This window comes from Streptomyces viridosporus T7A, from assembly GCF_008704515.1.
Classification (GTDB): domain Bacteria; phylum Actinomycetota; class Actinomycetes; order Streptomycetales; family Streptomycetaceae; genus Streptomyces; species Streptomyces viridosporus.
The window spans coordinates 1,478,888-1,502,017 of the sequence record NZ_CP023700.1 but is presented as its reverse complement, the minus strand read 5'-3'; the positions used below and the strand labels follow the sequence as shown (position 1 = coordinate 1,502,017).

20 protein-coding genes and 3 pseudogenes are annotated in these 23,130 nt (G+C 73.6%); 10 read left to right on the top strand and 13 right to left on the bottom strand.

All coding sequences use genetic code 11. From position 1 onward, the window contains the following. Nucleotides 1-14 precede the first annotated feature (14 nt). A pseudogene (locus tag CP969_RS07040) lies at nucleotides 15-605 on the bottom strand (class I SAM-dependent methyltransferase); the annotation flags it as partial. Nucleotides 606-754: 149 nt separating this feature from the next. Between CP969_RS07040 and CP969_RS07035 the strand changes: the two are divergent. The 3 genes and pseudogenes from CP969_RS07035 to CP969_RS07025 all read left to right on the top strand — a co-directional run. Next, nucleotides 755-1,153 (top strand): annotated as a pseudogene (locus tag CP969_RS07035) (MHYT domain-containing protein); the annotation flags it as partial. Continuing rightward, nucleotides 1,150-1,281, top strand: a pseudogene (locus CP969_RS07030) (DUF742 domain-containing protein); the annotation flags it as partial. The pseudogenes CP969_RS07035 and CP969_RS07030, both read left to right, overlap by 4 nt. A 111-nt stretch (nucleotides 1,282-1,392) precedes the next feature. After that, on the top strand, nucleotides 1,393-1,998 hold the full coding sequence (locus tag CP969_RS07025; protein ID WP_016827308.1) for a GTP-binding protein: 606 nt from the start codon (nucleotides 1,393-1,395) through the stop codon (nucleotides 1,996-1,998). 30 nt (nucleotides 1,999-2,028) lie between these two features. On the opposite strand, the gene CP969_RS07020 is transcribed toward CP969_RS07025, so the two are convergent. Continuing rightward, on the bottom strand, nucleotides 2,029-2,457 hold the full coding sequence (locus CP969_RS07020; RefSeq protein ID WP_004991238.1) for a PPOX class F420-dependent oxidoreductase: 429 nt from the start codon (nucleotides 2,455-2,457) through the stop codon (nucleotides 2,029-2,031). A gap of 119 nt (nucleotides 2,458-2,576) precedes the next feature. Here CP969_RS07020 and CP969_RS07015 point away from each other — a divergent pair, with 119 nt between their 5' ends. Next, nucleotides 2,577-2,990 (top strand): roadblock/LC7 domain-containing protein, encoded by a 414-nt coding sequence (locus tag CP969_RS07015; protein WP_004991240.1) that lies wholly within the window; start codon nucleotides 2,577-2,579, stop codon nucleotides 2,988-2,990. A 465-nt stretch (nucleotides 2,991-3,455) separates the two neighbouring features. On the opposite strand, the gene CP969_RS07010 is transcribed toward CP969_RS07015, so the two are convergent. Further along, nucleotides 3,456-4,322: an acyl-CoA thioesterase gene (locus CP969_RS07010; protein WP_016827310.1), complete on the bottom strand. Its 867-nt coding sequence runs from the start codon at nucleotides 4,320-4,322 to the stop codon at nucleotides 3,456-3,458. A gap of 19 nt (nucleotides 4,323-4,341) precedes the next feature. Then, a complete protein-coding gene (locus CP969_RS07005; RefSeq protein WP_026085359.1) occupies nucleotides 4,342-6,855 on the bottom strand; it encodes a DEAD/DEAH box helicase in 2,514 nt (837 codons plus the stop codon). Between the two features lie 146 nt (nucleotides 6,856-7,001). Here CP969_RS07005 and CP969_RS07000 point away from each other — a divergent pair, with 146 nt between their 5' ends. Further along, nucleotides 7,002-7,796 (top strand): metal-dependent hydrolase, encoded by a 795-nt coding sequence (locus tag CP969_RS07000; protein ID WP_004991251.1) that lies wholly within the window; start codon nucleotides 7,002-7,004, stop codon nucleotides 7,794-7,796. Nucleotides 7,797-7,835: 39 nt separating this feature from the next. Here the strand turns inward: CP969_RS07000 and CP969_RS06995 are convergent, their stop codons facing one another. The 5 genes from CP969_RS06995 to CP969_RS06975 form a co-directional block, all read right to left on the bottom strand. Continuing rightward, nucleotides 7,836-8,090 carry a type B 50S ribosomal protein L31 gene (locus CP969_RS06995; RefSeq protein ID WP_004991253.1) on the bottom strand — a complete coding sequence of 85 codons (255 nt, stop codon included), beginning with the start codon at nucleotides 8,088-8,090 and terminating at the stop codon, nucleotides 7,836-7,838. Between the two features lie 50 nt (nucleotides 8,091-8,140). Next, nucleotides 8,141-8,611, bottom strand: a complete 471-nt coding sequence (locus CP969_RS06990; protein WP_004991257.1) for a DUF5709 domain-containing protein — start codon at nucleotides 8,609-8,611, stop codon at nucleotides 8,141-8,143. A 341-nt stretch (nucleotides 8,612-8,952) separates the two neighbouring features. Then, entirely contained in the window at nucleotides 8,953-10,734 is a 1,782-nt protein-coding gene (locus tag CP969_RS06985) for an ABC transporter ATP-binding protein (protein WP_016827312.1), read from the bottom strand. Continuing rightward, a complete protein-coding gene (locus CP969_RS06980) occupies nucleotides 10,731-12,587 on the bottom strand; it encodes an ABC transporter ATP-binding protein (protein ID WP_016827313.1) in 1,857 nt (618 codons plus the stop codon). Before CP969_RS06980 ends, CP969_RS06985 begins: the two co-directional genes overlap by 4 nt. Nucleotides 12,588-12,798: 211 nt before the next feature. Continuing rightward, a complete protein-coding gene (locus CP969_RS06975; protein ID WP_004991261.1) occupies nucleotides 12,799-13,263 on the bottom strand; it encodes a MarR family winged helix-turn-helix transcriptional regulator in 465 nt (154 codons plus the stop codon). Nucleotides 13,264-13,366: 103 nt separating this feature from the next. On the opposite strand from CP969_RS06975, the gene CP969_RS06970 reads away from it, so the two are divergent. Together CP969_RS06970 and mltG are read left to right on the top strand one after the other, a co-directional pair. Continuing rightward, entirely contained in the window at nucleotides 13,367-15,169 is a 1,803-nt protein-coding gene (locus CP969_RS06970) for an ABC transporter ATP-binding protein (protein ID WP_016827314.1), read from the top strand. 43 nt (nucleotides 15,170-15,212) lie between these two features. Further along, complete coding sequence (mltG, locus tag CP969_RS06965; protein ID WP_016827315.1) at nucleotides 15,213-16,058, top strand: endolytic transglycosylase MltG; 846 nt, start codon at nucleotides 15,213-15,215, stop codon at nucleotides 16,056-16,058. 13 nt (nucleotides 16,059-16,071) lie between these two features. Here the strand turns inward: mltG and CP969_RS06960 are convergent, their stop codons facing one another. Next, nucleotides 16,072-17,190 (bottom strand): NAD(P)-binding domain-containing protein, encoded by a 1,119-nt coding sequence (locus tag CP969_RS06960; RefSeq protein WP_016827316.1) that lies wholly within the window; start codon nucleotides 17,188-17,190, stop codon nucleotides 16,072-16,074. A gap of 107 nt (nucleotides 17,191-17,297) precedes the next feature. Between CP969_RS06960 and CP969_RS06955 the strand changes: the two genes are divergently transcribed. Beyond that, nucleotides 17,298-17,720 carry a secondary thiamine-phosphate synthase enzyme YjbQ gene (locus CP969_RS06955; protein ID WP_004991266.1) on the top strand — a complete coding sequence of 141 codons (423 nt, stop codon included), beginning with the start codon at nucleotides 17,298-17,300 and terminating at the stop codon, nucleotides 17,718-17,720. A gap of 259 nt (nucleotides 17,721-17,979) precedes the next feature. Here CP969_RS06955 and CP969_RS06950 read toward each other — a convergent pair whose 3' ends face one another. The 3 genes from CP969_RS06950 to CP969_RS06940 form a co-directional block, all read right to left on the bottom strand. Beyond that, nucleotides 17,980-18,639, bottom strand: coding sequence for a formylglycine-generating enzyme family protein (locus CP969_RS06950; RefSeq protein WP_016827317.1), 660 nt, complete (start codon nucleotides 18,637-18,639; stop codon nucleotides 17,980-17,982). A 259-nt stretch (nucleotides 18,640-18,898) separates the two neighbouring features. Beyond that, nucleotides 18,899-19,735, bottom strand: a complete 837-nt coding sequence (locus tag CP969_RS06945; RefSeq protein ID WP_016827318.1) for a universal stress protein — start codon at nucleotides 19,733-19,735, stop codon at nucleotides 18,899-18,901. A 170-nt stretch (nucleotides 19,736-19,905) separates the two neighbouring features. After that, nucleotides 19,906-20,799 (bottom strand): universal stress protein, encoded by an 894-nt coding sequence (locus CP969_RS06940; RefSeq protein ID WP_016827319.1) that lies wholly within the window; start codon nucleotides 20,797-20,799, stop codon nucleotides 19,906-19,908. A 334-nt stretch (nucleotides 20,800-21,133) separates the two neighbouring features. Here CP969_RS06940 and CP969_RS06935 point away from each other — a divergent pair, with 334 nt between their 5' ends. Beyond that, a complete protein-coding gene (locus CP969_RS06935; RefSeq protein WP_016827320.1) occupies nucleotides 21,134-21,604 on the top strand; it encodes a cation:proton antiporter regulatory subunit in 471 nt (156 codons plus the stop codon). A gap of 4 nt (nucleotides 21,605-21,608) precedes the next feature. Further along, a complete protein-coding gene (locus CP969_RS06930) occupies nucleotides 21,609-22,856 on the top strand; it encodes a cation:proton antiporter (RefSeq protein ID WP_016827321.1) in 1,248 nt (415 codons plus the stop codon). Nucleotides 22,857-23,130 lie beyond the last annotated feature (274 nt).

Genomic DNA, 23,130 nt, shown 5'->3' with positions numbered 1-23,130 from the left:
GGGGCCCGGTTCCCGCGCACGGCGAGTACCAGGAACCGGGTGTCCTCGTCGGCGTACGACGTCATGCGCCACCCCGAACGGGCGAGCAGCGGGCGGAGGTTGGGCTCCGCCCGCAGGTCGTCCGGCGTGAGCGAGCGGCCCTGGCGGGCGGCGAGCGCCGCCCTGCCGACCGGATGGAACAGCGCGAGCACGCCCCCGGGCCGCACCGCCCGGGCCAGTTCCCGGAGGTTCGCGACGGGATCGGGCAGATGCGCGATCAGGCCCGCGGCGAACACGGCGTCCAGCACCCCCGGACGCAGCGGCAGCGCGGCCACGTCGGCGAGGAGCAGCACCCCGTCGCGGTCCCGTCCGGCCCGTACCGCCTCCCGCAGCATGGCCGGGGTCAGGTCCGCGCCGAGCACCACCCCCGAGGGCCCCACGGCCGCACGCAACGCAGGCAGCGCCCGCCCCGTGCCGCAGCCCGCGTCGAGCACCCGGCCGCCCTCGCGCAGCCCGAGCTCGGCCACCGCGGCCGCGTAGGCCGGGCCGTCGTCGGGGAAGCGGCGGTCCCAGTCGGCCGCCCGTGCGCCGAAGAACTCCTGGACGTGTGTGTGGTCGTCGCTCATGCACCGCATGATTCCCCACCGGAGCGGGCGATGCGCTGTGCGCACGTTCGAGCGTGACACGGTCGATCCGGCGCACCGCCGCGCCACATTCCACCAGCTTTCGAGACACGCCCCCTTCGTGCGCCTGTGCCCCCTGACGTCCCGGGGCCATGGGACACCTGGACCGCGCCGCCCTGGGACGGCTCACCCCCGTGCCGTCGTGCGCGATGGCCCGCACCGGTGCGGTCCTCGGGCCGCGCTGCACGGTACGCGCGCTCGCCGCCACCGGCCGCGCGCGCCGCAACCGGCTGATCACCGCGGCCCCGGCGATCGGCACCGGCATCTGGACCACGCACTTCGTGGCCGTGCTCGGGTTCGGCGTCAGCGGCACCGGCATCCGCCACGACGTACCGCTCACCCCGGTGAGCCTGCTCGTCGCCATGGCCGTCGTCTGCGCCGGGGTGTTCGCCGTCGGCCACGGCCCCGGTCGCGGCCGGGCCCCGCTGCTCGGCGGGCTCACCACCGGTCTCGGCGTCGCGGGCATGCACTACCTGGACATGGCGGCGGTGTGGTCCGGGTGCTCCTCGGCGACCTGCTGGAACGCGGCAACATCACCGTCAGCTTCCCGGTGCCGCCCGCTCACCTGCCCGACGAACGCGTTCTCCGCGAGGTGGTCCAAGGGCTGCGGGCGCTGTAGCGGCCCCGCGCCCGGCACCCGGACGCCGCCGCGCGGCGGCGCCTCCCGGACCCGCGGCACACCCGTCCCACCCCCGCCGACCGCGGCCGGCACTCCAGAGAGAAGTGACCGATGGTCCCCGAACACCCCGACGCCCCGGACGCCGAGACGGCCGCGCCGGCGCTGAAGATACTGGTCGCCGGCGGGTTCGGCGCCGGCAAGACCACCCTGGTGGGCGCGGTCAGCGAGATCCGGCCGCTGCGCACCGAGGAACTGCTGAGCGAGGCGAGACGGTCGGTGGACGACACCGACGGCGTCGACCGGAAGGTCACCACGACCGTCACCATGGACTTCGGGCGCATCACCATCCGGTCCGGGCTCTCCCTGTACCTCTTCGGCACACCGGGACAGGACCGCTTCTGGTTCCTGTGGGACGAACTGGCGCAGGGCGCCCTGGGCGCCGTGGTCCTCGCCGACACCCGGCGCCTGGAGGACTGCTTCCCGGCGGTGGACTACTTCGAGCACCGGCGCATCCCCTTCGTGGTCGCCGTCAACTGCTTCGAGGGAGCCGGGCGCCACGACGCGCGGAGCGTGTGCCGGGCGCTCGACCTGGACGCGGGCACGCCCGTCGTGCTGTGCGACGCGCGCGAGCGCGACTCGGGGAAGGAGGTGCTCATCCGGCTCGTCGAGTACGCCGGGCGGACGCACACCGCCCGGCCGCTGGACTCGGTGGGGTGACCGCGGGGCCCGCCGCCCCGCGACCGGGTCTCAGTCCGCGACGCCCTTCTCCGACAGGACCTTCTCGACCGTGACGCGGACGAGGAGTTCGCCGGGCACGCCGTTGCGGGCCCCGAACTCCTCGGCGCGGTCCTCGCCCATGTAGCGCGCCCCGATCCGGGCGGCCCAGTGCCGAAGCTCCCCGGGGTCCTGCGAGAGCCGTGCCCGGCCGTGCAGCATCACGTAGGCGAACGGCGGGCGGTCGTCGTCCACGCAGAGGGCGACCCGCCCGTCACGGGCCAGATTGCGCCCCTTCACGGTCCGCTCGCCGGTGTTGAACACCACCTCGTCGCCGTCGAGCAGGAACCAGACCGGGGCCACGTGCGGGCTTCCGTCGGCGCGGACGGTGCAGAGTTTGGCGGTGCGGGTCCCGCGCGAGACGAACTCCCGCCATTCTTCGTCGGTCATCTTCTGTCCCATGGCTCCCATTCTTCTTGCCCGGCGCCCGGTCGTGGGGAAGGCTGGCGCGGGGACCCTCCCGCCAGGAGGGGACGGCAGGCGGGGAAGACCACGGGGAAGAACACGGGGAGATTCACGACATGGCGCAGAACCAGGGACTCGACTGGCTGCTGGACGACCTGACCCAGCGCGTCGAACACGTACGGCACGCGCTGGTCCTGTCCAACGACGGACTGGTGACGGGCGCGAGCACGGGGCTGCGCCGGGAGGACGCGGAGCACCTCGCCGCCGTGTCGTCCGGACTGCACAGCCTCGCCAAGGGCTCGGGACGGCACTTCGGCGCGGGCGGGGTGCGCCAGACGATGGTCGAGTTCGACGACGCGGTGCTCTTCGTCACCGCGGCCGGCACCGGCAGCTGCCTGTGCGTCCTCAGCGGCGCCGAGGCCGACATCGGCCAGATCGGGTACGAGATGACGCTTCTGGTCAACCGGGTCGGCGAGCATCTGGACGTGGACACCCGCCGACCGGACCCCGATCCCTTCACGGAGCTCTGACCTGCGCACACGTCATGCCCCGTGGATGCCCCGTGGATGCCCCGCGGAGTTGTCCACAGGCCTGTCGCGGACCGTGGCAAAGCGGCTACGTTCCTTTTGGACGGACGCACACGGCGCCGGCCGCCCACACTCCACGGGGGAGACGAGCATGTCCGGACACCGCACCCTCACGCACGACGTCACCGCCGCGGCCGCCGCCGAACAGGCCGCGGCGGCGCGCGGATCCCGGACCACGACCGGTCGCACGCCCCCCGGCGGCGGAGGGGGCCGGCGGGCCGGGAGCGAGCGGCTCCCCGGTCGCGGGCGGAGCCGGCCCGGCTGACGGAAGAGGCGCGGGAGCGTCGTCCGGCACCCCGCTCCGCCCCGTGCCGTCGCGCTCCGGCCCGGAGGGCTCCCCGCGGACCCGGGGGACACCGCGCGCTGCCGCGGCCCGTCCGGGCCGGCGGCGCCGCGGGAACCGGTGGCCTACAGCGCCCGGAACAACCCCTCCTGGACGACGGACACCAGCAGGCGACCGCGCAGGTCGTAGATCCGCCCGCGGGCCAGCCCCCGCCCGCCCGTCGCGATCGGCGACTCCTGGTCGTACAGGAACCACTCGTCCGCGCGGAACGGGCGGTGGAACCACATGGCGTGGTCCAGCGACGCCATGTCGAAGCCGCGCGGGCCCCACAGCGGTTCCACCGGGATCCGGACGGCGTCCAGGAGGGTCATGTCGCTGGCGTAGGTCAGGGCGCAGGTGTGCACCAGCGGATCGTCGCCGAGCGGACCGACCGCGCGCATCCACACCGCGCTGCGCGGCTCGGCCCCCTTGACCTCGTCCGGGTCCCAGCGCAGCCGGTCCGCATAGCGGATGTCGAAGGGCTGGCGGCGGGCCATGCGCTCCAACTGCTCGGGCAGCGCGCCCAGATGCGCACGGATCTCGTCCGCGACCGTCGGCAGCGACTCCGGGTCCGGCACCTCACGGGCCGGCGGCAGCTGGTGCTCGAAGCTCCCCTGTTCGGGCTTGTGGAAGGAGGCGGTGAGATTGAAGATCGTGCGGCCCTGCTGCACCGCGGTGACCCGGCGGGTGGTGAACGACCGCCCGTCCCGCACCCGTTCGACCTGGTACACGATCGGCACCCCGGGCCGGCCCGGGCGCAGGAAGTACGCGTGCAGCGAGTGCACGGGGCGGTCGCCCTCCGTGGTGCGGCCGGCGGCGACCAGCGCCTGGCCGGCCACCTGGCCGCCGAAGACCCGCTGCAGCGACTCCTGCGGGCTGCGGCCACGGAAGATGTCGACCTCGATCTGCTCCAGGTCGAGCAGGTCCACGAGCCTCTCGGCCGGGTTCGTCATGGGTGGGACTCTCCTGTGCTCACAACTGGCCGACATCGGTGACGCGGACGACGGCGCGGCCCTCCGCGTCGGAGGCCGTGAGGTCGACCTCGGCGCTGATGCCCCAGTCGTGGTCGCCGTTCGGGTCGTCGAAGATCTGCCGGACCCGCCACAGCCCGTGGTCCGGCTCCTCCTCGATCAGCAGCAGCTTCGGACCGCGCGCGTCGGGGCCGGTACCGAGCTCCTCGTACTCGTCCCAGTACTTGTCCATCGCCTCGCCCCAGGCGTCCGCGTCCCAGCCCGACTCGGCGTCGAGCTCGCCCAACTCCTCCACCTGGTCGAGCGCGGCCAGCTCGACGCGGCGGAACAGGGCGTTGCGGACCAGGACGCGGAAGGCGCGCGCGTTGGCGGTGACCGGCTTGACCTGGTCCGCCTTCTCCTGCGCCTCCTCGGCGGTCATCTCCTCCGGGTTGGCCAGCTGCTCCCACTCGTCCAGCAGGCTGGAGTCGACCTGGCGCACCGTCTCGCCCAGCCAGGCGATCAGGTCCTGCAGGTCCTCGGACTTGAGGTCGTCGGGGATGGTGTGGTCCAGGGCCTTGTAGGCGCCGGCGAGGTAGCGCAGCACGATGCCCTCGGTGCGCGCCAGCTCGTAGAAGGACACCAACTCCGTGAAGGACATCGCCCGTTCGTACATGTCCCGCACCACGGACTTCGGCGACAGCGGATGGTCGCCGACCCAGGGGTGGCTCTTGCGGTAGGTGTTGTACGCGTGGAAGAGCAGCTCCTCCAGCGGCTTCGGGTGGGTGATGTCCTGGAGGCGCTCCATGCGCTCCTCGTACTCCACCCCGTCCGCCTTCATCGCGGCGACCGCCTCGCCGCGCGCCTTGTTCTGCTGGGCGGCGAGGATCTGGCGCGGGTCGTCCAGGGTGGACTCCACCACCGACACCATGTCCAGGGCGTACGACGGCGACTCGGGGTCCAGCAGCTCGAACGCCGCCAGCGCGAAGGTGGACAGCGGCTGGTTCAGCGCGAAGTCCTGCTGGAGGTCCACGGTGAGGCGGACGACGCGGCCCTCGGCGTCCGGCCGCTCCAGCTTCTCGACGACGCCGCCGTCCAGCAGCGAACGGTAGATGGCGATCGCCCGCCGGATGTGCCGCAGCTGCTGCTTGCGCGGCTCGTGGTTGTCCTCCAGCAGCCGGCGCATCGCCTCGAAGGCGTTGCCGGGGCGGGCGATCACCGACAGCAGCATCGCGTGCGTCACCCGGAAACGGGACGTCAGCGGCTCCGGCTCGGAGCCGATGAGCTTCTCGAAGGTCTGCTCGGTCCATCCGACGAAGCCCTCGGGCGCCTTCTTGCGCACGACCTTCCGCCGCTTCTTCGGGTCGTCCCCGGCCTTGGCGAGCGCCTTCTCGTTCTCGATGACGTGCTCGGGCGCCTGGGCGACGACGAAGCCCTCCGTGTCGAAGCCGGCGCGTCCGGCGCGGCCCGCGATCTGGTGGAACTCCCGGGCCCGCAGCGTGCGCACGCGGTTGCCGTCGTACTTGGTCAGGGCCGTGAACAGCACCGTGCGGATGGGGACGTTGACGCCCACGCCGAGCGTGTCGGTACCGCAGATGACCTTCAGCAGCCCGGCCTGCGCGAGTTTCTCCACCAGGCGCCGGTACTTGGGCAGCATGCCGGCGTGGTGCACGCCGATGCCGTGGCGGACGTAGCGGGAGAGGTTGCGGCCGAACTTGGTGGTGAAGCGGAAGTTGCCGATCAGCTCGGCGATCCGGTCCTTCTCCTCGCGCGTGCACATGTTGATGCTCATCAGCGCCTGCGCCCGCTCCACCGCCTGCGCCTGCGTGAAGTGCACGATGTAGACCGGGGCCTGCCGGGCCTCCAGCAGGTCGGTGAGCGTCTCGGTGAGCGGCGTGTACCGGTACTCGTAGGACAGCGGCACGGGCCGGGTGGCCGAGCGGACCACCGCCGTGGGGCGGTCGGTGCGGCGGGTGAGGTCCTTCTCGAAGAAGGAGACGTCGCCGAGCGTCGCCGACATCAGCACGAACTGCGCCTGCGGAAGCTCCAGCAGCGGGATCTGCCAGGCCCAGCCGCGGTCCGGCTCCGCGTAGAAGTGGAACTCGTCCATCACGACCTGGCCGACGTCGGCGTCCTTGCCGTCGCGCAGCGCGATCGACGCCAGCACCTCGGCGGTGCAGCAGATGACCGGGGCGTCGGCGTTGACGGACGCGTCACCGGTGAGCATGCCGACGTTCTCCGTGCCGAAGACCTTGCACAGCTCGAAGAACTTCTCCGACACCAGCGCCTTGATGGGGGCCGTGTAGAAGGTGACCTCGTCGCGGGCCAGAGCGGCGAAGTGGGCGCCCGCGGCGATCATGCTCTTGCCGGAGCCGGTGGGCGTCGACACGATCACGTTCGCCCCGGAGACCACCTCGATCAGCGCCTCCTCCTGGTGGGGGTAGAGCGTGAGACCGCGTTCCCGGGCCCAGGACTCGAAGGCTTCGTACAGGGCGTCGGGGTCGGCGGTCGGCGGCAGCTGATCGATGAGGGTCACACCCCCCATCTTGCCTGTCCTCCCGCCCGATGCGGGAATCGAATGCGGCCACGAAGATCGCGAACGCTACGCTGTGTCGTCGGCGGAGCGTCAATGCACCCGGTCAACTGGACAGCGGCCGAAGAGGAATGGGGCGGGCAACGGCGATGATGGGACCAGCACACTCACTGTCGGGCGCTGCGGCCTGGCTCGGCGTCGGAGCGGCGACGGCCGCGGCCGGGCACCCGATGCCCTGGCCGGTCCTCCTGGTCGGTGCCCTGATCTGCGCCGGCGCCGCGCTCGCCCCGGACCTGGACCACAAGGCGGCCACCATCTCCCGGTCCTTCGGACCGCTGTCCCGCTGGCTGTGCGAGGTCGTCGACAAACTGTCCTACGCCGTCTACAAGGCCACGAAGAAGCCGGGCGACCCGCGCCGCACCGGCGGGCACCGCACGCTCACGCACACCTGGCTGTGGGCCGTGCTGATCGGTTCCGGCACCGCGGTGCTGGCGATCACGGGGGGCCGCTGGGCGGTGCTGGCGATCCTCTTCGCCCACATGGTGCTGGCCATCGAGGGCCTGCTGTGGCGGGCGACCCGGGGCTCCAGCAGCGATGTCCTGGTGTGGCTCCTGGCGGCGACCAGCGCCTGGATCCTCGCCGACATCCTGGACCAGCCGGGCAACGGCTCCGACTGGCTGTTCACCGCACCGGGCCAGGAGTACCTGTGGCTGGGCCTGCCGATCGTCCTGGGCGCGCTGGTGCACGACCTCGGGGACGCGCTGACCGTCTCCGGCTGCCCGATCCTGTGGCCCATACCGGTGGGCCGCAAGCGCTGGTACCCGGTCGGCCCGCCGAAGGCCATGCGGTTCCGGGCGGGCAGCTGGGTCGAGCTCAAGGTGCTGATGCCGGCGTTCATGCTGCTGGGCGGCGTGGGCTGCGCGGTGGCGCTCAACGTGGTCTGAGGGCGGCGGCACGGACCGGCCCGGCCCGCCGCCGTCGGCTCAGCCGGACCCCTCGCGGCCGTACCGGCGCTCGAACCGGGCGACGCGGCCCTCCGAGTCCACCGTCCGGGCCTTGCCCGTGTAGAACGGGTGGCTCTCCGAGGAGATCTCCACGTCCACCACCGGGTAGGTCTCGCCGTCGTCCCACTCGATGGTCTGGCTGCTCGTGGCCGTGGACCGGGTGAGGAAGGCGTAACCGGCGGCGCGGTCGCGGAAGACGACGGGGTGGTAGTCGGGGTGCTTGTCCTTCTGCATGGATGCTCCTCGGGCGACTCGGTCGGGCGCGACGACGGGGGAACGGAGGGTCAGCCGGGCAGGGTGTCCTCGTCGACGACGTGCATGGCGGCCTCCTCGGCGGAGGCGGCCGCGCCGTCGATGCCGACGTCGAGCGCGACCAGGGCCTCCTCCTCGTCCTCGTGCGCCCCCTCGTCGGGGGCCACGAGCCGACCGGAGCGTGCGGCGCCGACCTCGTTGTCCAGGAGTTCGCCGTCGGTGCCCTCGGAGTCGCCGAGACCGTCCCCGTCGGGGGCGGCGGGATCCGGCAGTTCCTCGGCGAGCCGCTGGTCCAGCGTCTCGCCCTCGTGGCGCTCCGCCGCCGTCACGCCGTGGTGCTCCACGGCCCAGGGCCGCTCGGGAGGGGACCAGCCCCGGTCGAGGGGGTCATCGACGCCGTCGTCCACCAGGGTGTCCTCGGCGTCGAGCAGTCCGGCGTCGTCCTGGATGTCGGACGCGTCGGGCTGGTAGACGTCGTCTCCCCAACCGTCGGCGCTTTTCACGGGTACCTCCTGGGGGTGCGGGCGGGCCCGTTCCCGCCGCGGCCCGCACGGGCCGCCACTGCACGGGGCACCGGCACCGCCCGTGCCCGGTCCGCCGGGCCCCGGGCGTTCCCCGAGCCGATGCCTGGTTCCAGCCTTCCACCGGTGTTCCCCACCGGCAACGGCACGCCCCCGCCGCCCCGCTCCGGGGCCGGGCCCCGCTCCGGGGCCGGGGCGGCGGGCAGTGCCCACCGCGCCGGGGAAGCGCCGGCCGCGCGGAGCCCGGTGCGGCCGGCCTCCGCGCGGCCTCCGGACGACCGTGCCCGCCGCCCGCCCGGGCCCGCCGCGCCCGGCGGCGCCGCTCACCCGTGCCAGGAACGCCACAGCGCCGCGTACGCCCCGTTCGCGGCGACCAGCTCGTCGTGGCTGCCGAGTTCGCTGATGCGGCCGTTCTCCACGACGGCGATGACGTCCGCGTCGTGGGCCGTGTGCAGGCGGTGGGCGATGGCGACGACGGTCCGGCCGTCCAGGACGCGGGCCAGGGAGCGTTCCAGGTGACGCGCCGCACGCGGGTCGAGCAGCGAGGTCGCCTCGTCCAGGACCAGCGTGTGCGGGTCGGCCAGCACCAGCCGGGCCAGGGCGACCTGCTGGGCCTGGGCCGGGGTGAGCGGCAGGCCGCCCGAGCCGACCTCGGTGTCCAGACCGTCGTCCAGCGCGCGCGCCCACCCGTCCGCGTCGACCGCGCCCAGCGCCGCCCACAGCTCGGCGTCCCCGGCGTCCGCCCGGGCGAGCCGCAGGTTGTCGCGCAGCGAGCCCACGAAGACGTGGTGCTCCTGGTTGACCAGGGCCACGTGCTCCCGGACCCGCTCCGCCGCCATCCGCGACAGCTCGGCGTCGCCCAGGGTGACCCGGCCGTCCCGGGGCGCGTAGATCCCGGCGAGCAGCCGGCCCAGGGTGGACTTGCCCGCGCCCGAAGGGCCGACCAGCGCCATCCTGGTCCCCGGGGCGACCTCGAGCGACACCGTGCGCAGGACGTCCACGCCCTCGCGGTAGCCGAAGCGCACCCGCTCCGCCCGCACCCGGCGCCCGTCGGGGACCAGCGCGGCGTCACCGGCGCCGGGCTCGATGTCCCGGACCCCGACCAGCCGGGCCAGCGACACCTGGGCCACCTGCAGTTCGTCGTACCACCGCAGGATCAGCCCCACCGGGTCGACGAGCATCTGCGCGATCAGGGCCCCCGTCGTCAGCTGGCCGACACCGATCCAGCCCTGCAGGACGAACACACCGCCGATCATCAGCACCGAGCCGAGCACGGTCACGTGGGTGATGTTGACGACGGGGAAGAGCACCGACCGCAGCCAGAGCGTGTAGCGCTCCCAGGCCGTCCACTCCTTGATCCGCCGGTCCGAGAGCGCCACACGGCGCTCGCCGAGGCGGTGGGCCGCGACGGTCCGCCCCGCGTCCACGGTCTCGGCGAGCACGGCGGCCACGGCGGCGTATCCGGCCGCCTCCGAGCGGTAGGCGGCCGGCGCCCGCCGGAAGTACCAGCGGCAGCCGGCCACCAGCAGCGGCACAGCCACCAGGACCGCCGGCGCCAGCTCGGGCGCCGTGACGACCAGTCCGCCCAGCAGCAGGACGGCCCACACCACTCCGATGGCCAGCTGGGGCACGGCCTCGCGCATGGCGTTGCCGAGCCGGTCGATGTCGGTGGTGATCCGCGACAGCAGATCCCCCGTGCCCGCCCGCTCCAGCACCCCCGGCGGCAGTCCGACCGACCGCACCAGGAAGTCCTCGCGGAGGTCGGCCAGCATCCGCTCGCCGAGCACCGCACCGCGCAGCCGCACCTGGCGGACGAACACCGCCTGGACGACCAGCGCCAGCACGAACAGCGCGGCCGTGAGCCCCAGGTGCAGCTCCCGCGTCCGGTCCGAGACCCGCTCCACCAGGTCCCCCAGCAGATAGGGGCCCACCATCGAGGCGATCACGGCGACGGTGTTCACGGTGATCAGCAGCAGGAAGGCCCGCCGGTGCCGGCGCAGCAGCTCGGCCACGTAGGCGCGCACGGTCGCGGGGGCACCCACGGGCAGGGTGCCGGCCGTGGTCGGGGCCGCCGGGTCGTAGGCCGGTGGTGCCACGCCGATCATGCCGTCTCCTCGATCTCTTCCAGGCGGTGCGGTACGCCGTCCTCACGCGGTACGACGTCCCGCTCGAGCGGGACCTCACCGGGCTCCCGGTCCCCGCGCGGGGCGCCGGCCGCCGGGGCCTCCTCCTCCGTCTCGCGGGTCACCACGGCCCGGTACCGGGGTTCGGCGCGCACCAGCTCGCGGTGGCCGCCGACCGCGGCGACCGTGCCGCCGTGCAGGAACACCACCCGGTCCGCGCGGTCCAGCAGCAGCGGGGACGAGGTGAACACCACGGTGGTGCGTCCTTTCCGCAGCGCGCGCACGCCCTCGGCGACCCGGGCCTCGGTGTGCGAGTCGACGGCCGAGGTCGGCTCGTCCAGGACGAGCACCTCCGGGTCGGTGACCAGCGACCGGGCCAGCGCGAGCCGCTGGCGCTGGCCGCCCGACAGGGACCGTCCGCGTTCGGTGAGCCACGCGTCCATCGGGTCCTCGGCGGCCGACGAGCCCTGCACCACAGCCGCCAGCACGTCCGCGCACTGCGCGGCCTCCAGCGCCTCGTGCGGGCCGACGGCACCGGACGCGGGCACGTCGAGCAGTTCGCGCAGGGTGCCGGACAGCAGCACCGGGTCCTTGTCCTGCACCAGGACCGCGCGCCGGGCGGAGTCCAGCGGCAGCTCGTCGAGCGGCACCCCGCCGAGCAGCACCGAGGTGTCCGGTTCCGCGGCGTGCCCGCCGAGCCGTTCGGCCAGCCGCCCCGCCGCGTCCGGGTCCCCGCACACCACGGCGGTGAGCCGCCCCGCGGGGGCGAGCAGACCGGTCGCCGGGTCGTACAGGTCACCGGCGGGGGCCTCGGCGGCACGCGATCCCCCGGTGTCCGTGGCCCGCTCCAGCGACAGCACGCGCGCGGCCCGCCTGGCCGAGGGGCGCGAGAAGGAGTAGGCCATCGCGATCTCCTCGAAGTGCCGGATCGGATAGGTGAGCAGCATGACCGAGCTGTAGACGGTGACCAGTTCGCCGACGGTGATCCGGCCCTCACGGGCCAGATGGACGCCGTACCAGACCACCGTGATCAGCAGCAGCCCCGGCAGCAGCACCTGGACGGCGGCGATCAGCGACCACATCCGCGCGCTGCGCACGGCGGCGTGGCGGACCTCCTGGGAGGCGCGGCGGTAGCGCTCGAGGAACAGCTCCTCACCGCCGATGCCGCGCAGCACGCGCAGTCCGGCGACGGTGTCCGAGGCGAGTTCGGTGGCCCGGCCGGCCTTCTCGCGCTGGACGTCGGCCCGCCGGGTGGCGTGCGGCAGCAGCGGCAGCACCGCGATCGCCAGCACGGGCAGCCCCACGGCCACGACCGCGCCGAGCGCCGGCTGGTGGAGGAGCAGGCCGACGCAGACCAGCACGATGGTGACCGCCGCCGCGGTGAACCGCGACAGGGCCTCCACGAACCAGCCGATCTTCTCGACGTCGCCGGTGGAGACGGCCACGACCTCACCGGCCGCGACGCGCCGGGTCAGCGCCGAACCCAGCGTCGCGGCCTTGCGGGCCAGCAACTGCTGGACGCGGGCGGCGGCGGTGATCCAGTTGGTCACGGCGGCACGGTGCAGGAAGGTGTCGCCGACCGCGTTGCCGACACAGGCCAGCGCCATCAGGCCGCCGGCCAGCGCGAGCCGGCTCCCGGAGCGGTCGACGGCGGCCTGGACGGCGACACCGACGCAGAACGGCAGCGAGGCGACGGAGGCGAAGTGCAGCAGTCCCCAGGCCAACGACCTGAGCTGTCCGGACAGTTGGTTCCGGAAGAGCCACCACAGGAATCGGGGACCCGAGCGGGTGTCGGGCACGCCCGGGTCGGAGTACGGAAGGTCTTGGATCTGCATGACGTCCCAGTGGCTCGTGTCAGGGGGGCGGCGGGGAGGGCGGGAGGCGGCCGGAGGGAGACACGGGCACGCCGCACGCCGCTGTCGGCCGGAAACAGCAAACCGTGACAGGTTGACGCCGCTCAGTACCGGGAGGCAAACGGTTTTCCCCGCCACCGCGCGGAACCGGCTGCCGGGACGCCGGCCGCCCGGCCACCGCCCGGGACACGGGTCACACGGAGGGGCCGCCGTGGTGCGGGGCGGCCGCCCCGTCGACCAGAGTGTTCAGCAGATCGCCCAGCACCGCGCGCTGTTCGTCCGCCAGCGGGGCCAGGATCTCCTCCGCGGCGGCCCTGCGCGCGGCGCGCAGTTCGCGCAGGGCCGCGCGCCCGTCCTCGGTGAGCTCGATGCGGATCACCCGCCGATTGGCCGGATCCGGTACGCGCCGTACCTTGCCGCTCGCCTCGAGCCCGTCGACCAGGGTGGTGACGGCCCGGGGCACCACCTCCAGCCGCTCGGCGAGATCCGCCATGCGGGGCGGCGAGCCGTAGTGCGCGAGGGTGCGCAGCAGACGGGACTGGGCGGGGGTGACACCGAGCCCGCGCCGCTCCAGATGGTGCTTCTGGATGCGGTGCACCCGGCGGGTGAGCCGGAGCAGCTGCTCGGCCAGCAGGCCGTCGGGATCGGGGGCGGTCATGCGGGAACAATATCAGGATGTCGTTCATTGTGAGTATAGGTAACAATGAGCTAGGCTCCGCTCGCTTCCGGCCCGCCCCCGGGCGCCCGTCCCCGAGGAGACCATGCACCCCGACCACGAACCCGCCTGGACCCCACCTGCCGGCACCGAGGAGCAACCCCGGCAGGTGCGGCGCATCCTGAAGCTCTTCCGTCCCTACCGGGGCCGCCTCGCGGTCGTCGGCCTGCTCGTCGGCGCCGCGTCCCTGGTCTCGGTGGCCACACCGTTCCTGCTGAAGGCGATCCTCGACGTCGCGATCCCCGAGGGCCGCACCGGGCTGCTCAGCCTGCTCGCGCTCGGCATGATCCTCAGCGCGGTCCTCACCAGCGTCTTCGGCGTGCTGCAGACCCTGATCTCGACGACCGTCGGCCAGCGCGTCATGCACGACCTGCGCACCGCCGTCTTCGGCCGGCTCCAGCGCATGTCGCTCGCCTTCTTCACCCGCACCCGCACCGGTGAGGTCCAGTCCCGCATCGCCGACGACATCGGCGGCATGCAGGCCACGGTGACCTCCACGGCGACCTCCCTCGTCTCCAACCTCACCAGCGTGGTGGCCACCGTCGTGGCGATGCTCGCGCTCGACTGGCGGCTGACCGTCGTCTCGCTCGTCCTGCTGCCGGTGTTCGTGTGGATCAGCCGCCGCGTCGGCAACGAGCGCAAGAAGATCACCACCCAGCGCCAGAAGCAGATGGCCGCCATGGCCGCCACGGTCACCGAGTCGCTGTCGGTCAGCGGCATCCTGCTCGGCCGCACCATGGGCCGGTCCGACTCCCTGACCCGTGCCTTCGCGGGCGAGTCCGAGCGCCTGGTCGACCTGGAAGTGCGTTCCAGCATGGCCGGCCGCTGGCGCATGGCCGTCATCACGATCGTCATGGCCGCCATGCCGGCCGTCATCTACTGGGCCGCCGGCATCGCCCTGCAGACGGGTGGCCCGGAGGTCTCCATCGGCACGATCGTCGCCTTCGTCTCGCTCCAGCAGGGCCTGTTCCGCCCGGCGGTGAGCCTGCTGTCCACCGGCGTCCAGATCCAGACCTCGCTCGCGCTCTTCCAGCGCATCTTCGAGTACCTGGACCTCCCGATCGACATCACCGAGCGCGAGGACCCGGTGCGCCTCGACCGGATCAAGGGCGAGGTGCGCTTCGAGAACGTCTCCTTCCGCTACGACGGCGGGAGCGGCCCCGTCCTCGACAGCATCGACCTCGCCGTTCCCGCGGGCGGCAGCCTCGCCGTGGTCGGCCCGACCGGCGCCGGCAAGTCCACGCTCGGTCACCTCGTGCCGCGGCTGTACGACGTCACGGGCGGCCGGGTCACCCTGGACGGGGTCGACGTCCGCGACCTCGACTTCGACACCCTGGCCCGTGCGGTGGGCGTGGTCTCCCAGGAGACCTACCTCTTCCACGCCTCGGTCGCCGACAACCTGCGCTTCGCCAAGCCCGACGCCACCGACGAGGAGCTGTACGCGGCGGCGAGGGCGGCCCAGATCCACGACCACATCGCCGCCCTGCCCGACGGGTACGACACGGTCGTCGGCGAGCGCGGCCACCGTTTCTCCGGCGGTGAGAAGCAGCGCCTGGCGATCGCCCGCACCATCCTGCGCGACCCGCCGGTCCTGGTGCTCGACGAGGCCACCAGCGCCCTGGACACCCGGACCGAGGCCGCCGTCCAGGCGGCCATCGACGCGCTGTCGGCCAACCGCACCACGCTCACCATCGCCCACCGGCTGTCCACCATTCGGAGTGCCGACCAGATCGTGGTCCTCGACTCCGGCCGCGCGGTCGAACGCGGCACGCACGAGGAGTTGTTGGGGCGGGGCGGGCGCTACGCGGCTCTGGTGCGCCGGGACGCCCAACTGGAGCCGACAAGATGAAGATATGCCGGGTTTGGGGCGGTATGCGGGTTACCGTGCCCGCATGCAGATGAACACTCCGTCACGGAGCACGATCCGACTGACGCGCCGGGGCCGCCTCGCCCTCGTCGCGACCGGGGCCGTCGTGGCCGGCACCGCCGTGGCGGTGCCGCTGCTGACCATGGGCGACGGCGGCGACCCCCGCCCCACCACCCTGAAGATCCCGGAGGGGCGGCGCGCGAGCCAGGTGTACACGGCCGTCGACAAGGCCCTGGAACTGCCCGCGGGCACCACGGAGAAGTCCGTCGTGAAGGCCCGCCTCAAGCTGCCGATCGAGGCCGAGGGCAATCCGGAGGGCTACCTCTTCCCGGCGACGTATCCGCTGGAGGAGAAGACGACCCCGGAGAAGCTGCTGTCGCAGATGGTCGACACGGCCAACCGGAAGTTCAACGGAGCCCCGGTCGCCGCGGGCGCGCAGCGCAACGCCATGAACGTGTACCAGGCGGTCACCGTCGCGAGCATCGTCCAGGCGGAGGCCCCCACCAAGGCCGACATGGGCAAGGTGGCCCGGGTGATCTTCAACCGGCTGGAGCGCGGGATGCCGCTGCAGATGGACTCGACCGTCAACTACGCGCTGGGCCGCTCGACACTGCGCGCGAAGGTGACCGACACCGGGCTCGACAGCCCCTACAACTCCTACGAGCGCATGGGGCTGCCGCCGACCCCGATCGACAACCCCGGCGAGGCCGCGATGCAGGCCGCGATCAACCCGACCCCGGGCGACTGGCTCTACTTCGTCACGGTCAAGCCGGGCGACACCCGCTTCACCGCCGACCAGGAGGAGCACCGGCGCAACGTCGCCGAGTCCGAGGCCCGGCAGCCGAAGAGCGGCGAACCGTCCAAGAAGTGAACCGGTCCGGACCTCACGCCGCGGCCCGCTCCTCCGGCGTCAGCAGCCGCCTGATGTCCCGTACCGCCGCCCGCCCCGCCCGGTTGGCGCCGACGGTGCTCGCCGAGGGACCGTAGCCGACCAGGTGGACGCGCGGATCGGCCACCGCGCGCGTTCCCTCGACGCGGATCCCGCCGCCCGGCTCCCGCAGCCGCAGCGGGGCGAGATGGCCGACGGCGGGACGGAACCCGGTCGCCCACAGGATGACGTCGGCCGCCACGCGCCGTCCTCCCCCGAGCTCTCCGCTCCGTTCGCGCAGGGGGGACCCCCCTTCCCACTCCACGCCGTCGGGCGTGATGCGGTCGAACATGGGCTGCCGGTCGAGCACCCCGTCCGCGAGGCCCTGCCGGATCGCGTCGTTGAGCGGCAGCCCCGTCACCGAGACGACGCTGCGCGGCGGCAGCCCCCGCCGCACCCGCTCCTCGACGAGCGCCACGGCCGCCCGTCCCGCCTCCTCGTCGAAGGGCCCCTCGCGGAAGACCGGCGGCCGCCGGGTCACCCAGGTGGTGGACGCCGCGTACGGCGCGATCTCCAGCAGGTGCTGGGTGCCCGAGGCGCCACCGCCCACCACGACCACCCGCTGCCCGGCGAACGCCTCGGGCCCGGGGTACTGCGCGGTGTGCAATTGGCGCCCCAGGAAGGTCTCCTGCCCCGGACAGCGCGGCCAGAACGGCCGGTCCCAGGTGCCGGTGGCGTTGATCAGCGCCCGCGCCGACCAGGTGCCGTCCGAGGTCTCGACGAGCAGCCGCCCCCCGGTTCCCTCCCGCACGGCCCGCACGTCCACCGGGCGCCGTACCCGCAGGTCGAAGGTCCGCTCGTAGCGGTCGAAGTACGCGGTGATCACCTCGGAGGAGGGCCGCGCCGGATCGGCGTCCGTGAGTTCCATGCCGGGCAGCGCGTGCATCCCGTGCACCTTGCCGTACGTCAGCGAGGGCCACCGGAACTGCCATGCGCCGCCCGGGCCGGGGGAGTGGTCGAGCACCACGAAGTCGTGGTCCGGCTCGAACCCGGTCCGCCGCAGGTGATAGGCGCTGGACAGCCCCGCTTGTCCCGCGCCGACGACGACGACCTCGACCTCACGTATGTCGTTCACATTTCTACTAACGGGCCGCGGGTCGTGGATCTTCCCCGGGGGCGGTCCCGGAAGATCCCCGGGGGCGGTGCCGGAAGATCCCCGGCGCATCGGTCAGGATGGAGGGCATGTCAGATGCCTTCACCACCCGAGTCCTGACCCTCGCCACCGGCTCCTCGGAGAAGGTCGTCGACCTCACCGGCGACTGCGAGGCCTTCCTGCGGGAGACGGCGGCCGGCCGCGACGGCCTGCTGAACATCTTCGTGCCGCACGCCACGGCCGGCATCGCCGTCATCGAGACCGGTGCCGGCAGCGACGACGACCTCCTGGCCGCCCTGCACACCCTGCTGCCCGCCGACGACCGCTGGCAGCACCGCCACGGCAGCCCCGGCCACGGCCGTGACCACGTCCTGCCCGCCTTCGTCCCGCCCCACGCCACGCTGCCGGTGGTGGGCGGCCGACTGGAGCTGGGCACCTGGCAGTCGGTGTGCCTGGTCGACACCAACCGGGACAATCCCGACCGCCGGGTGCGGCTGTCGTTCCTCGGGTAGCCCCGCGACAGCCGCGGGAGGAGAGTGACCCGCGGCCGCACCGGGGATCCGGCCGCACCGGGGACGAGGGGCGCGGGGGAGGGGAGGGACGTGCGGTACCGGGGGCCGGGGACGGCATGGCCTCGCTTCCCCGCCCCAGCTCCCGGTACGGGGCCGGGCACGGACACGCCGGACCCGGGACGGCGGGCGGCAGCCGTGCCGGGTCCGGCGTGTCCAGCGGCCCCGGAGTCGCCGCACCGGCCGTTCCGGAACGCGGCCGTCACGGCCGGTGCGGCGGTGTGGAGCGCGCGACGCGGAACCCCACGTCGTCGATCCGGAAGGTCGGGTGGCTGCGGCGCCGTACAGACGCCCGGCAGCTCCAGTGCTCGTCGGCCCATCCACCACCGCGGAGCACCCGGTAGGCGCCGTACACCTCGGCGTCGTAGACGTCCCAGCACCAGTCCCACACATTGCCCAGCACGTCGTACAGGCCCCAGGCGTTGGGCCGCTTGCCGCCGACGGGGTGGATCCGCCCACCCGCGTTGTCCCGGTACCAGGCGACCTCGTCGAGCCGGCCGTAGCGCGGGCCGGTGGTACCCGCGCGGCAGGCGTGCTCCCATTCGGCCTCGGTCGGCAGCCGGTACCCGTCCGCGGAGGTGTTCCATTCGGCCGTGCCGGCGTCGGCCCGGAGGTCATAGGCGGGCGTCAACCCCTCGCGCCGGGACAACGCGTTGCAGAACCGGACCGCGTCCCACCACGAGACGTTCTCGACGGGCAGCCGGTCGCCCCGGGCGCTGCTCGGCCGTTGACCGGTGACCTGTGCGTACCACGACTGCGTGACCGGGAACGCCGACATCCGGAACGACGCGACCTCGGTCTGCCAACTGCTCCGCGTCCGCCGGTCCGACAGCGTCACCCGTCCCGGCGGGACGGCAACCATCTCGTTTCCTGCCCCCACGTCCACAGTCGGCAACCCTACCGGCGTCCTCCCCGCGCCCACGATCCTTGCCGAAGGCGACCGGCGCACGAAGCGGCGATCCGGACCGGGGCCCGGCGCGTGCCGCGGGCGCCCGCCACCGTGCGACCGGTGGACGGCCGGGCGGGGCGCGTCCACACGGCCGGACACGTGCGTGGTGCACACGGCTCCGCTGCGCGGTGCCGGGACGCCGGGCGCCGGGGGTGTCCGGTCGGCGGTCCGCTCACTCCGTCCCGCGGACGACGGTGACGGGGCAGTCGGCGTGGTACAGCAGCGCCTGGCTGACCGAGCCGAGCAGCATCCCGGTGAAGCCTCCGTGGCCGCGGGCGCCGGTCACCAGCAGCTGGGCTTCCCGGGCGGCGTCGAGCAGCGCGTGGCGCACCCGTGCCCGTTCCAGGCGCAGCTCCACGGCGACCCCGGGGCGGGCGTGCCGCAGGGGCGCCACCGTCTCCTCCAGCAGTCGTTGATGCCTCTCGCGGAGCCGGTCGAGGTCCACCACGATGTTCAGCGGGTCGGCGGGCCCCTCGTGGGGCGTCGGTTCGCTCCGGGTGTTCCACACGTGCATCGCGGTCAGCGGGGCGCCGCGCAGCTCGGCCTCGGCGAAGGCGAACCCCGCCGCCGCCTCCCCGGCCGGTGAGCCGTCCACGGCGAGGAGCACCGGCCCCCGGGGGGCGGGGCGGCCACGGACCACCATGAGCGGGCAGTGGCCGTGCGCGGCCAGCTGCACGACCGTCGAGCCCAGCAGCAGCCCGCCGAACCCGCTGCGGCCCCGCCCGCCGGTCACCGCCAGGACCGCGTGGCGCGACTCGCTCCGCAGCACCGTCAGCGTCTCGCCCGGCGCCACGGTCCGGGTGATCTCCAGGTCCGGCGCGAGGGCGCGGGCGCGCTGCTCGGCCTGCGCCAGCACACCGTGGATCATCGGGTCCAGGTCGGCACGGCGGCTGAAGGCGTGCACGATCCGCAGCTGCGCACCGCGCAGGCGGGCCTCCTCGGCCGCGACGTCGACCGCGGCGATACTGGGGGGCGAGCCGTCCACTCCGACCATGACCGTGTCGTTCACTGCTCTCTCCCGTCACCGGTCCCCGGCGGCGCACCCGAGTACCCGCGGGCGACGGCGCCCACGCGTCACACGGCGTGCCGCCCGCGGCCCACCGGCCCGGGAGCACCGCGGGCGGCACCCCGGTGAGCGCGAGCACCGGGGGCAGGACGCGTCTCCAGACATCCCGTCCCCTAGACGTCCCCGTCCGCGTCCCCGCCCCGCACGACGGCCACCGGGCAGTGCGCGTGGTGCAGCATGGCCTGGCTCACCGAACCCAGCACCAGCCCGGAGAAACCGCCCCGCCCACGGGCCCCGACCACCAGCAGCCGCGCCGTGCGGCTCGCCTCGATCAGTGCCTCCCGGGCGCCGCCGTGCACGGTCTCGTGCCGCACCTTCACATCGGGGTACCGCTCCCGATACCCCGTCAACGCCTCCGAGAGCAGCCGCTCCTCGCCCGCGGCCAGGGCGCCGGGCTCGTTCGCGTACGGCGCCCGCTCGTCCTGCGGGGCGGGCATCGGGGCGTTCCAGCCGGTCCAGGCGTGCAGGGCGACCAGGTCCGCTCCGCGCAGCTCGGCCTCGGCGAAGGCGAAGCCGATCGCCTTCGCACTCGCCGCGGAGCCGTCGACGCCGAGCACGACCGGCCCCTCCGGCACGGCCTGCTCACGTACGACCAGCACCGGGCACCGCCCGTGCGCCGCCAGGTGCACGGCCGTGGAGCCCACCAGCAGCCCGACGAACCCGCCCATGCCCCGCGACCCGACGACCACGAGCTCCGCGGAACGCGACTGCGCCTCCAGCACGGTCAGCGGCTCACCCGTCACGACGGCCTGCGAGACCTCCACGTCCGGTGCCACGGACCGGGCGCGTGCCGCCGCCTCGGTCACCAGCCGCTCGGTCATGGCCCGGAGACCGCCGTCGGGCGGCCCCAGCGGTGACGCGCCCAGCGGCACGTGCATCGCGGGCCAGAGGAACGCGTGGACCACCCGCAGGTCGGCCGATCGCCGCCTCGCCTCCTCGGCCGCCACCTCCACGGCGGCCAGGCTCGACGCCGAACCGTCCACTCCCACGACGACCAGACCGCTCATCGCACCTCCCGTAACAGCCGTACCCGACACCTTCAGGATGACTACCGCCGGGAGCCGCCGACAAGGTCCAACGGGCCACGACCGAGGGCCGTTCGGCGCGTTCGGCTCGTCCGTGCGCCGCCGGCTCGTCCCGTTGACCTGCGCCGCAGGAGAGCCCGGGTATTCTCTGACCCCTCGCGGTCCGTGTCCATCCGTGGCGCCACCCATTCCCGGGCAAAAGTCCGGATGGCACCATGTCCGCCGTGGGTGTCGATCATCAGCGCGATGCGTCCCTCCCACCCGTACGAAGCACCGAGAAGAACAGAGAAGGGGAGGGGACGTGCCTGCTCCACGGATGAGCGCCACGCCGCTGCCGGGCATAGGCGTGAAATACGACCTCACCACGCGTGAGCACCAGCACTTGTCCGTGATCGCGCACCGGGACGGCGCCCGCACGGTCAACGTCTACCGCTCCGACGATCCGGACGCCTGCGCCCAGTCGCTGCGCCTGACCGTCGCCGAGTCGGCCGCGATGATCGACGCGCTGATGCCCGCCCACCACAGCCCCAACCTGCTGCACACCACCGATCTGGGACTGGTCGCCGAGCGCATCGAGCTGTCCACCACCTCCCACTGGAACGGCCGGGTGCTGGGCGAGACGCGGATGCGCACGGACACCGGCGCGTCGATCGTCGCCGTGCTGCGGCGGGCGGAGGCGATCCCGTCCCCCGCGCCGGACTTCCGGCTGGCCGGAGGGGACACCCTGATCGTGATCGGCACCCGCGAGGGCATCGAGGCCGCCGCCGAAATACTCGGAAGGGAGTGAGCGCATGCACTCTTCCGCGGTCTTCCTGATCGAGTTCGGCGCGATCATCCTCGGGCTCGGTCTGCTGGGACGTCTCGCCGGGCGCCTTCGGTTCTCCCCGATCCCCCTGTACCTGCTGGCCGGTCTGGCCTTCGGCGAGGGCGGTCTGCTGCCGCTCGGCGCGAGCGAGGAGTTCGTGGCGATCGGCGCCGAGATCGGCGTCATCCTGCTGCTGCTCATGCTCGGTCTGGAGTACACGGCCAGCGATCTCGTCTCCAACCTCAAGACCCAGTACCCGGCCGGCCTCGTGGACATGGCGCTGAACGCCCTGCCCGGAGCCGCCCTGGCCCTGCTGCTGGGCTGGGGCCCGGTCGCCGCGGTGGTGCTGGCCGGCGTCACCTGGATCTCCTCCTCCGGCGTCATCGCCAAGGTCCTCGGCGACCTCGGACGGCTCGGCAACCGCGAGACCCCGGTGATCCTCAGCATCCTGGTGCTCGAGGACCTGGCGATGGCGGTCTACCTGCCGATCATCACCGCCCTGCTGGCCGGGGTCGGCCTCGCCGCGGGCAGCGTCACACTGGCCATCGCGCTGGGCGTCGCCGGGCTCGTGCTGTTCGTCGCCGTCCGCTACGGGAGGGTGATCTCCCGGGTCGTCTCCAGCGAGGACCCGGAGAAGCTGCTGCTGGTGGTGCTGGGCCTGACGCTGCTCGTCGCGGGCATCGCCCAGCAGTTGCAGGTCTCGGCGGCCGTGGGCGCGTTCCTGGTCGGCATCGCCCTGTCCGGGGAGGTCGCCGAGGGCACGCACAACCTGCTGGCACCGCTGCGGGACCTGTTCGCCGCGGTGTTCTTCGTCTTCTTCGGCCTGCACACCGATCCCCAGTCCATACCGCCGGTGATCCTGCCCGCCCTGGCGCTCGCCGTGGTCACCGCGCTGACGAAGATCGCCACCGGGTACTGGGCCGCCCGGCGGGCCGGGATCTCCCCCAAGGGCCGCTGGCGCGCGGGCGGCACCCTGGTCGCCCGCGGAGAGTTCTCCATCGTGATCGCCGGCCTCGCGGTCACCGCGGGCATCGAACCGGACCTCGGCCCGCTGGCCACGGCCTACGTCCTGATCCTGGTCGTCCTGGGACCGCTCACGGCCCGTTACACCGAGCCCATCGCGCTGAGCCTGACGCGCCGCCGCGCCGCGTCCGCCGACGTCCGGCCCGTGCACGCCGCGACGCCTGCCGCGGAGACGCTGGAGCCGGTGCAGGAGAGCACGCCCGAACGGTGAACCGGCGGGTCCGGGCGGCGGCACGCGGCTGCCCGGGCGACCGGGGCGTTCCTCCGTACGGGTGAGGGCTTCACCCGACCCGGCGGTCCCGGAGCCGTCCGCGTACCACCGGCGCACGGAGGCGCGTTGGCCCGGCATGGACAGCACTGGGACGGCGCGGCGCCCTCTCGGGAACGACGCCGCGAACCGGCCGTACGCCGAACCCACCGGTGGGTACGCGGGCCGTACGCCGATCTACACGGCCCTCGTCGCGGAGTGGCGGGCCAGGGGCCGT

Excerpts from the sequence above, each read along its gene's own strand:
- CP969_RS07025 (WP_016827308.1), top strand. The coding sequence starts at position 1,393 with ATGGTCCCCGAACACCCCGACGCCCCGGACGCCGAGACGGCCGCGCCG.
- CP969_RS07020 (WP_004991238.1), bottom strand. The coding sequence starts at position 2,457 with ATGGGACAGAAGATGACCGACGAAGAATGGCGGGAGTTCGTCTCGCGC.
- CP969_RS07015 (WP_004991240.1), top strand. The coding sequence starts at position 2,577 with ATGGCGCAGAACCAGGGACTCGACTGGCTGCTGGACGACCTGACCCAG.
- CP969_RS07010 (WP_016827310.1), bottom strand. The coding sequence starts at position 4,322 with ATGACGAACCCGGCCGAGAGGCTCGTGGACCTGCTCGACCTGGAGCAG.
- CP969_RS07000 (WP_004991251.1), top strand. The coding sequence starts at position 7,002 with ATGATGGGACCAGCACACTCACTGTCGGGCGCTGCGGCCTGGCTCGGC.
- CP969_RS06995 (WP_004991253.1), bottom strand. The coding sequence starts at position 8,090 with ATGCAGAAGGACAAGCACCCCGACTACCACCCCGTCGTCTTCCGCGAC.
- CP969_RS06985 (WP_016827312.1), bottom strand. The coding sequence starts at position 10,734 with ATGATCGGCGTGGCACCACCGGCCTACGACCCGGCGGCCCCGACCACG.
- CP969_RS06980 (WP_016827313.1), bottom strand. The coding sequence starts at position 12,587 with ATGCAGATCCAAGACCTTCCGTACTCCGACCCGGGCGTGCCCGACACC.
- CP969_RS06975 (WP_004991261.1), bottom strand. The coding sequence starts at position 13,263 with ATGACCGCCCCCGATCCCGACGGCCTGCTGGCCGAGCAGCTGCTCCGG.
- CP969_RS06970 (WP_016827314.1), top strand. The coding sequence starts at position 13,367 with ATGCACCCCGACCACGAACCCGCCTGGACCCCACCTGCCGGCACCGAG.
- mltG (WP_016827315.1), top strand. The coding sequence starts at position 15,213 with ATGCAGATGAACACTCCGTCACGGAGCACGATCCGACTGACGCGCCGG.
- CP969_RS06955 (WP_004991266.1), top strand. The coding sequence starts at position 17,298 with ATGTCAGATGCCTTCACCACCCGAGTCCTGACCCTCGCCACCGGCTCC.
- CP969_RS06950 (WP_016827317.1), bottom strand. The coding sequence starts at position 18,639 with ATGGTTGCCGTCCCGCCGGGACGGGTGACGCTGTCGGACCGGCGGACG.
- CP969_RS06940 (WP_016827319.1), bottom strand. The coding sequence starts at position 20,799 with ATGAGCGGTCTGGTCGTCGTGGGAGTGGACGGTTCGGCGTCGAGCCTG.
- CP969_RS06935 (WP_016827320.1), top strand. The coding sequence starts at position 21,134 with ATGAGCGCCACGCCGCTGCCGGGCATAGGCGTGAAATACGACCTCACC.
- CP969_RS06930 (WP_016827321.1), top strand. The coding sequence starts at position 21,609 with ATGCACTCTTCCGCGGTCTTCCTGATCGAGTTCGGCGCGATCATCCTC.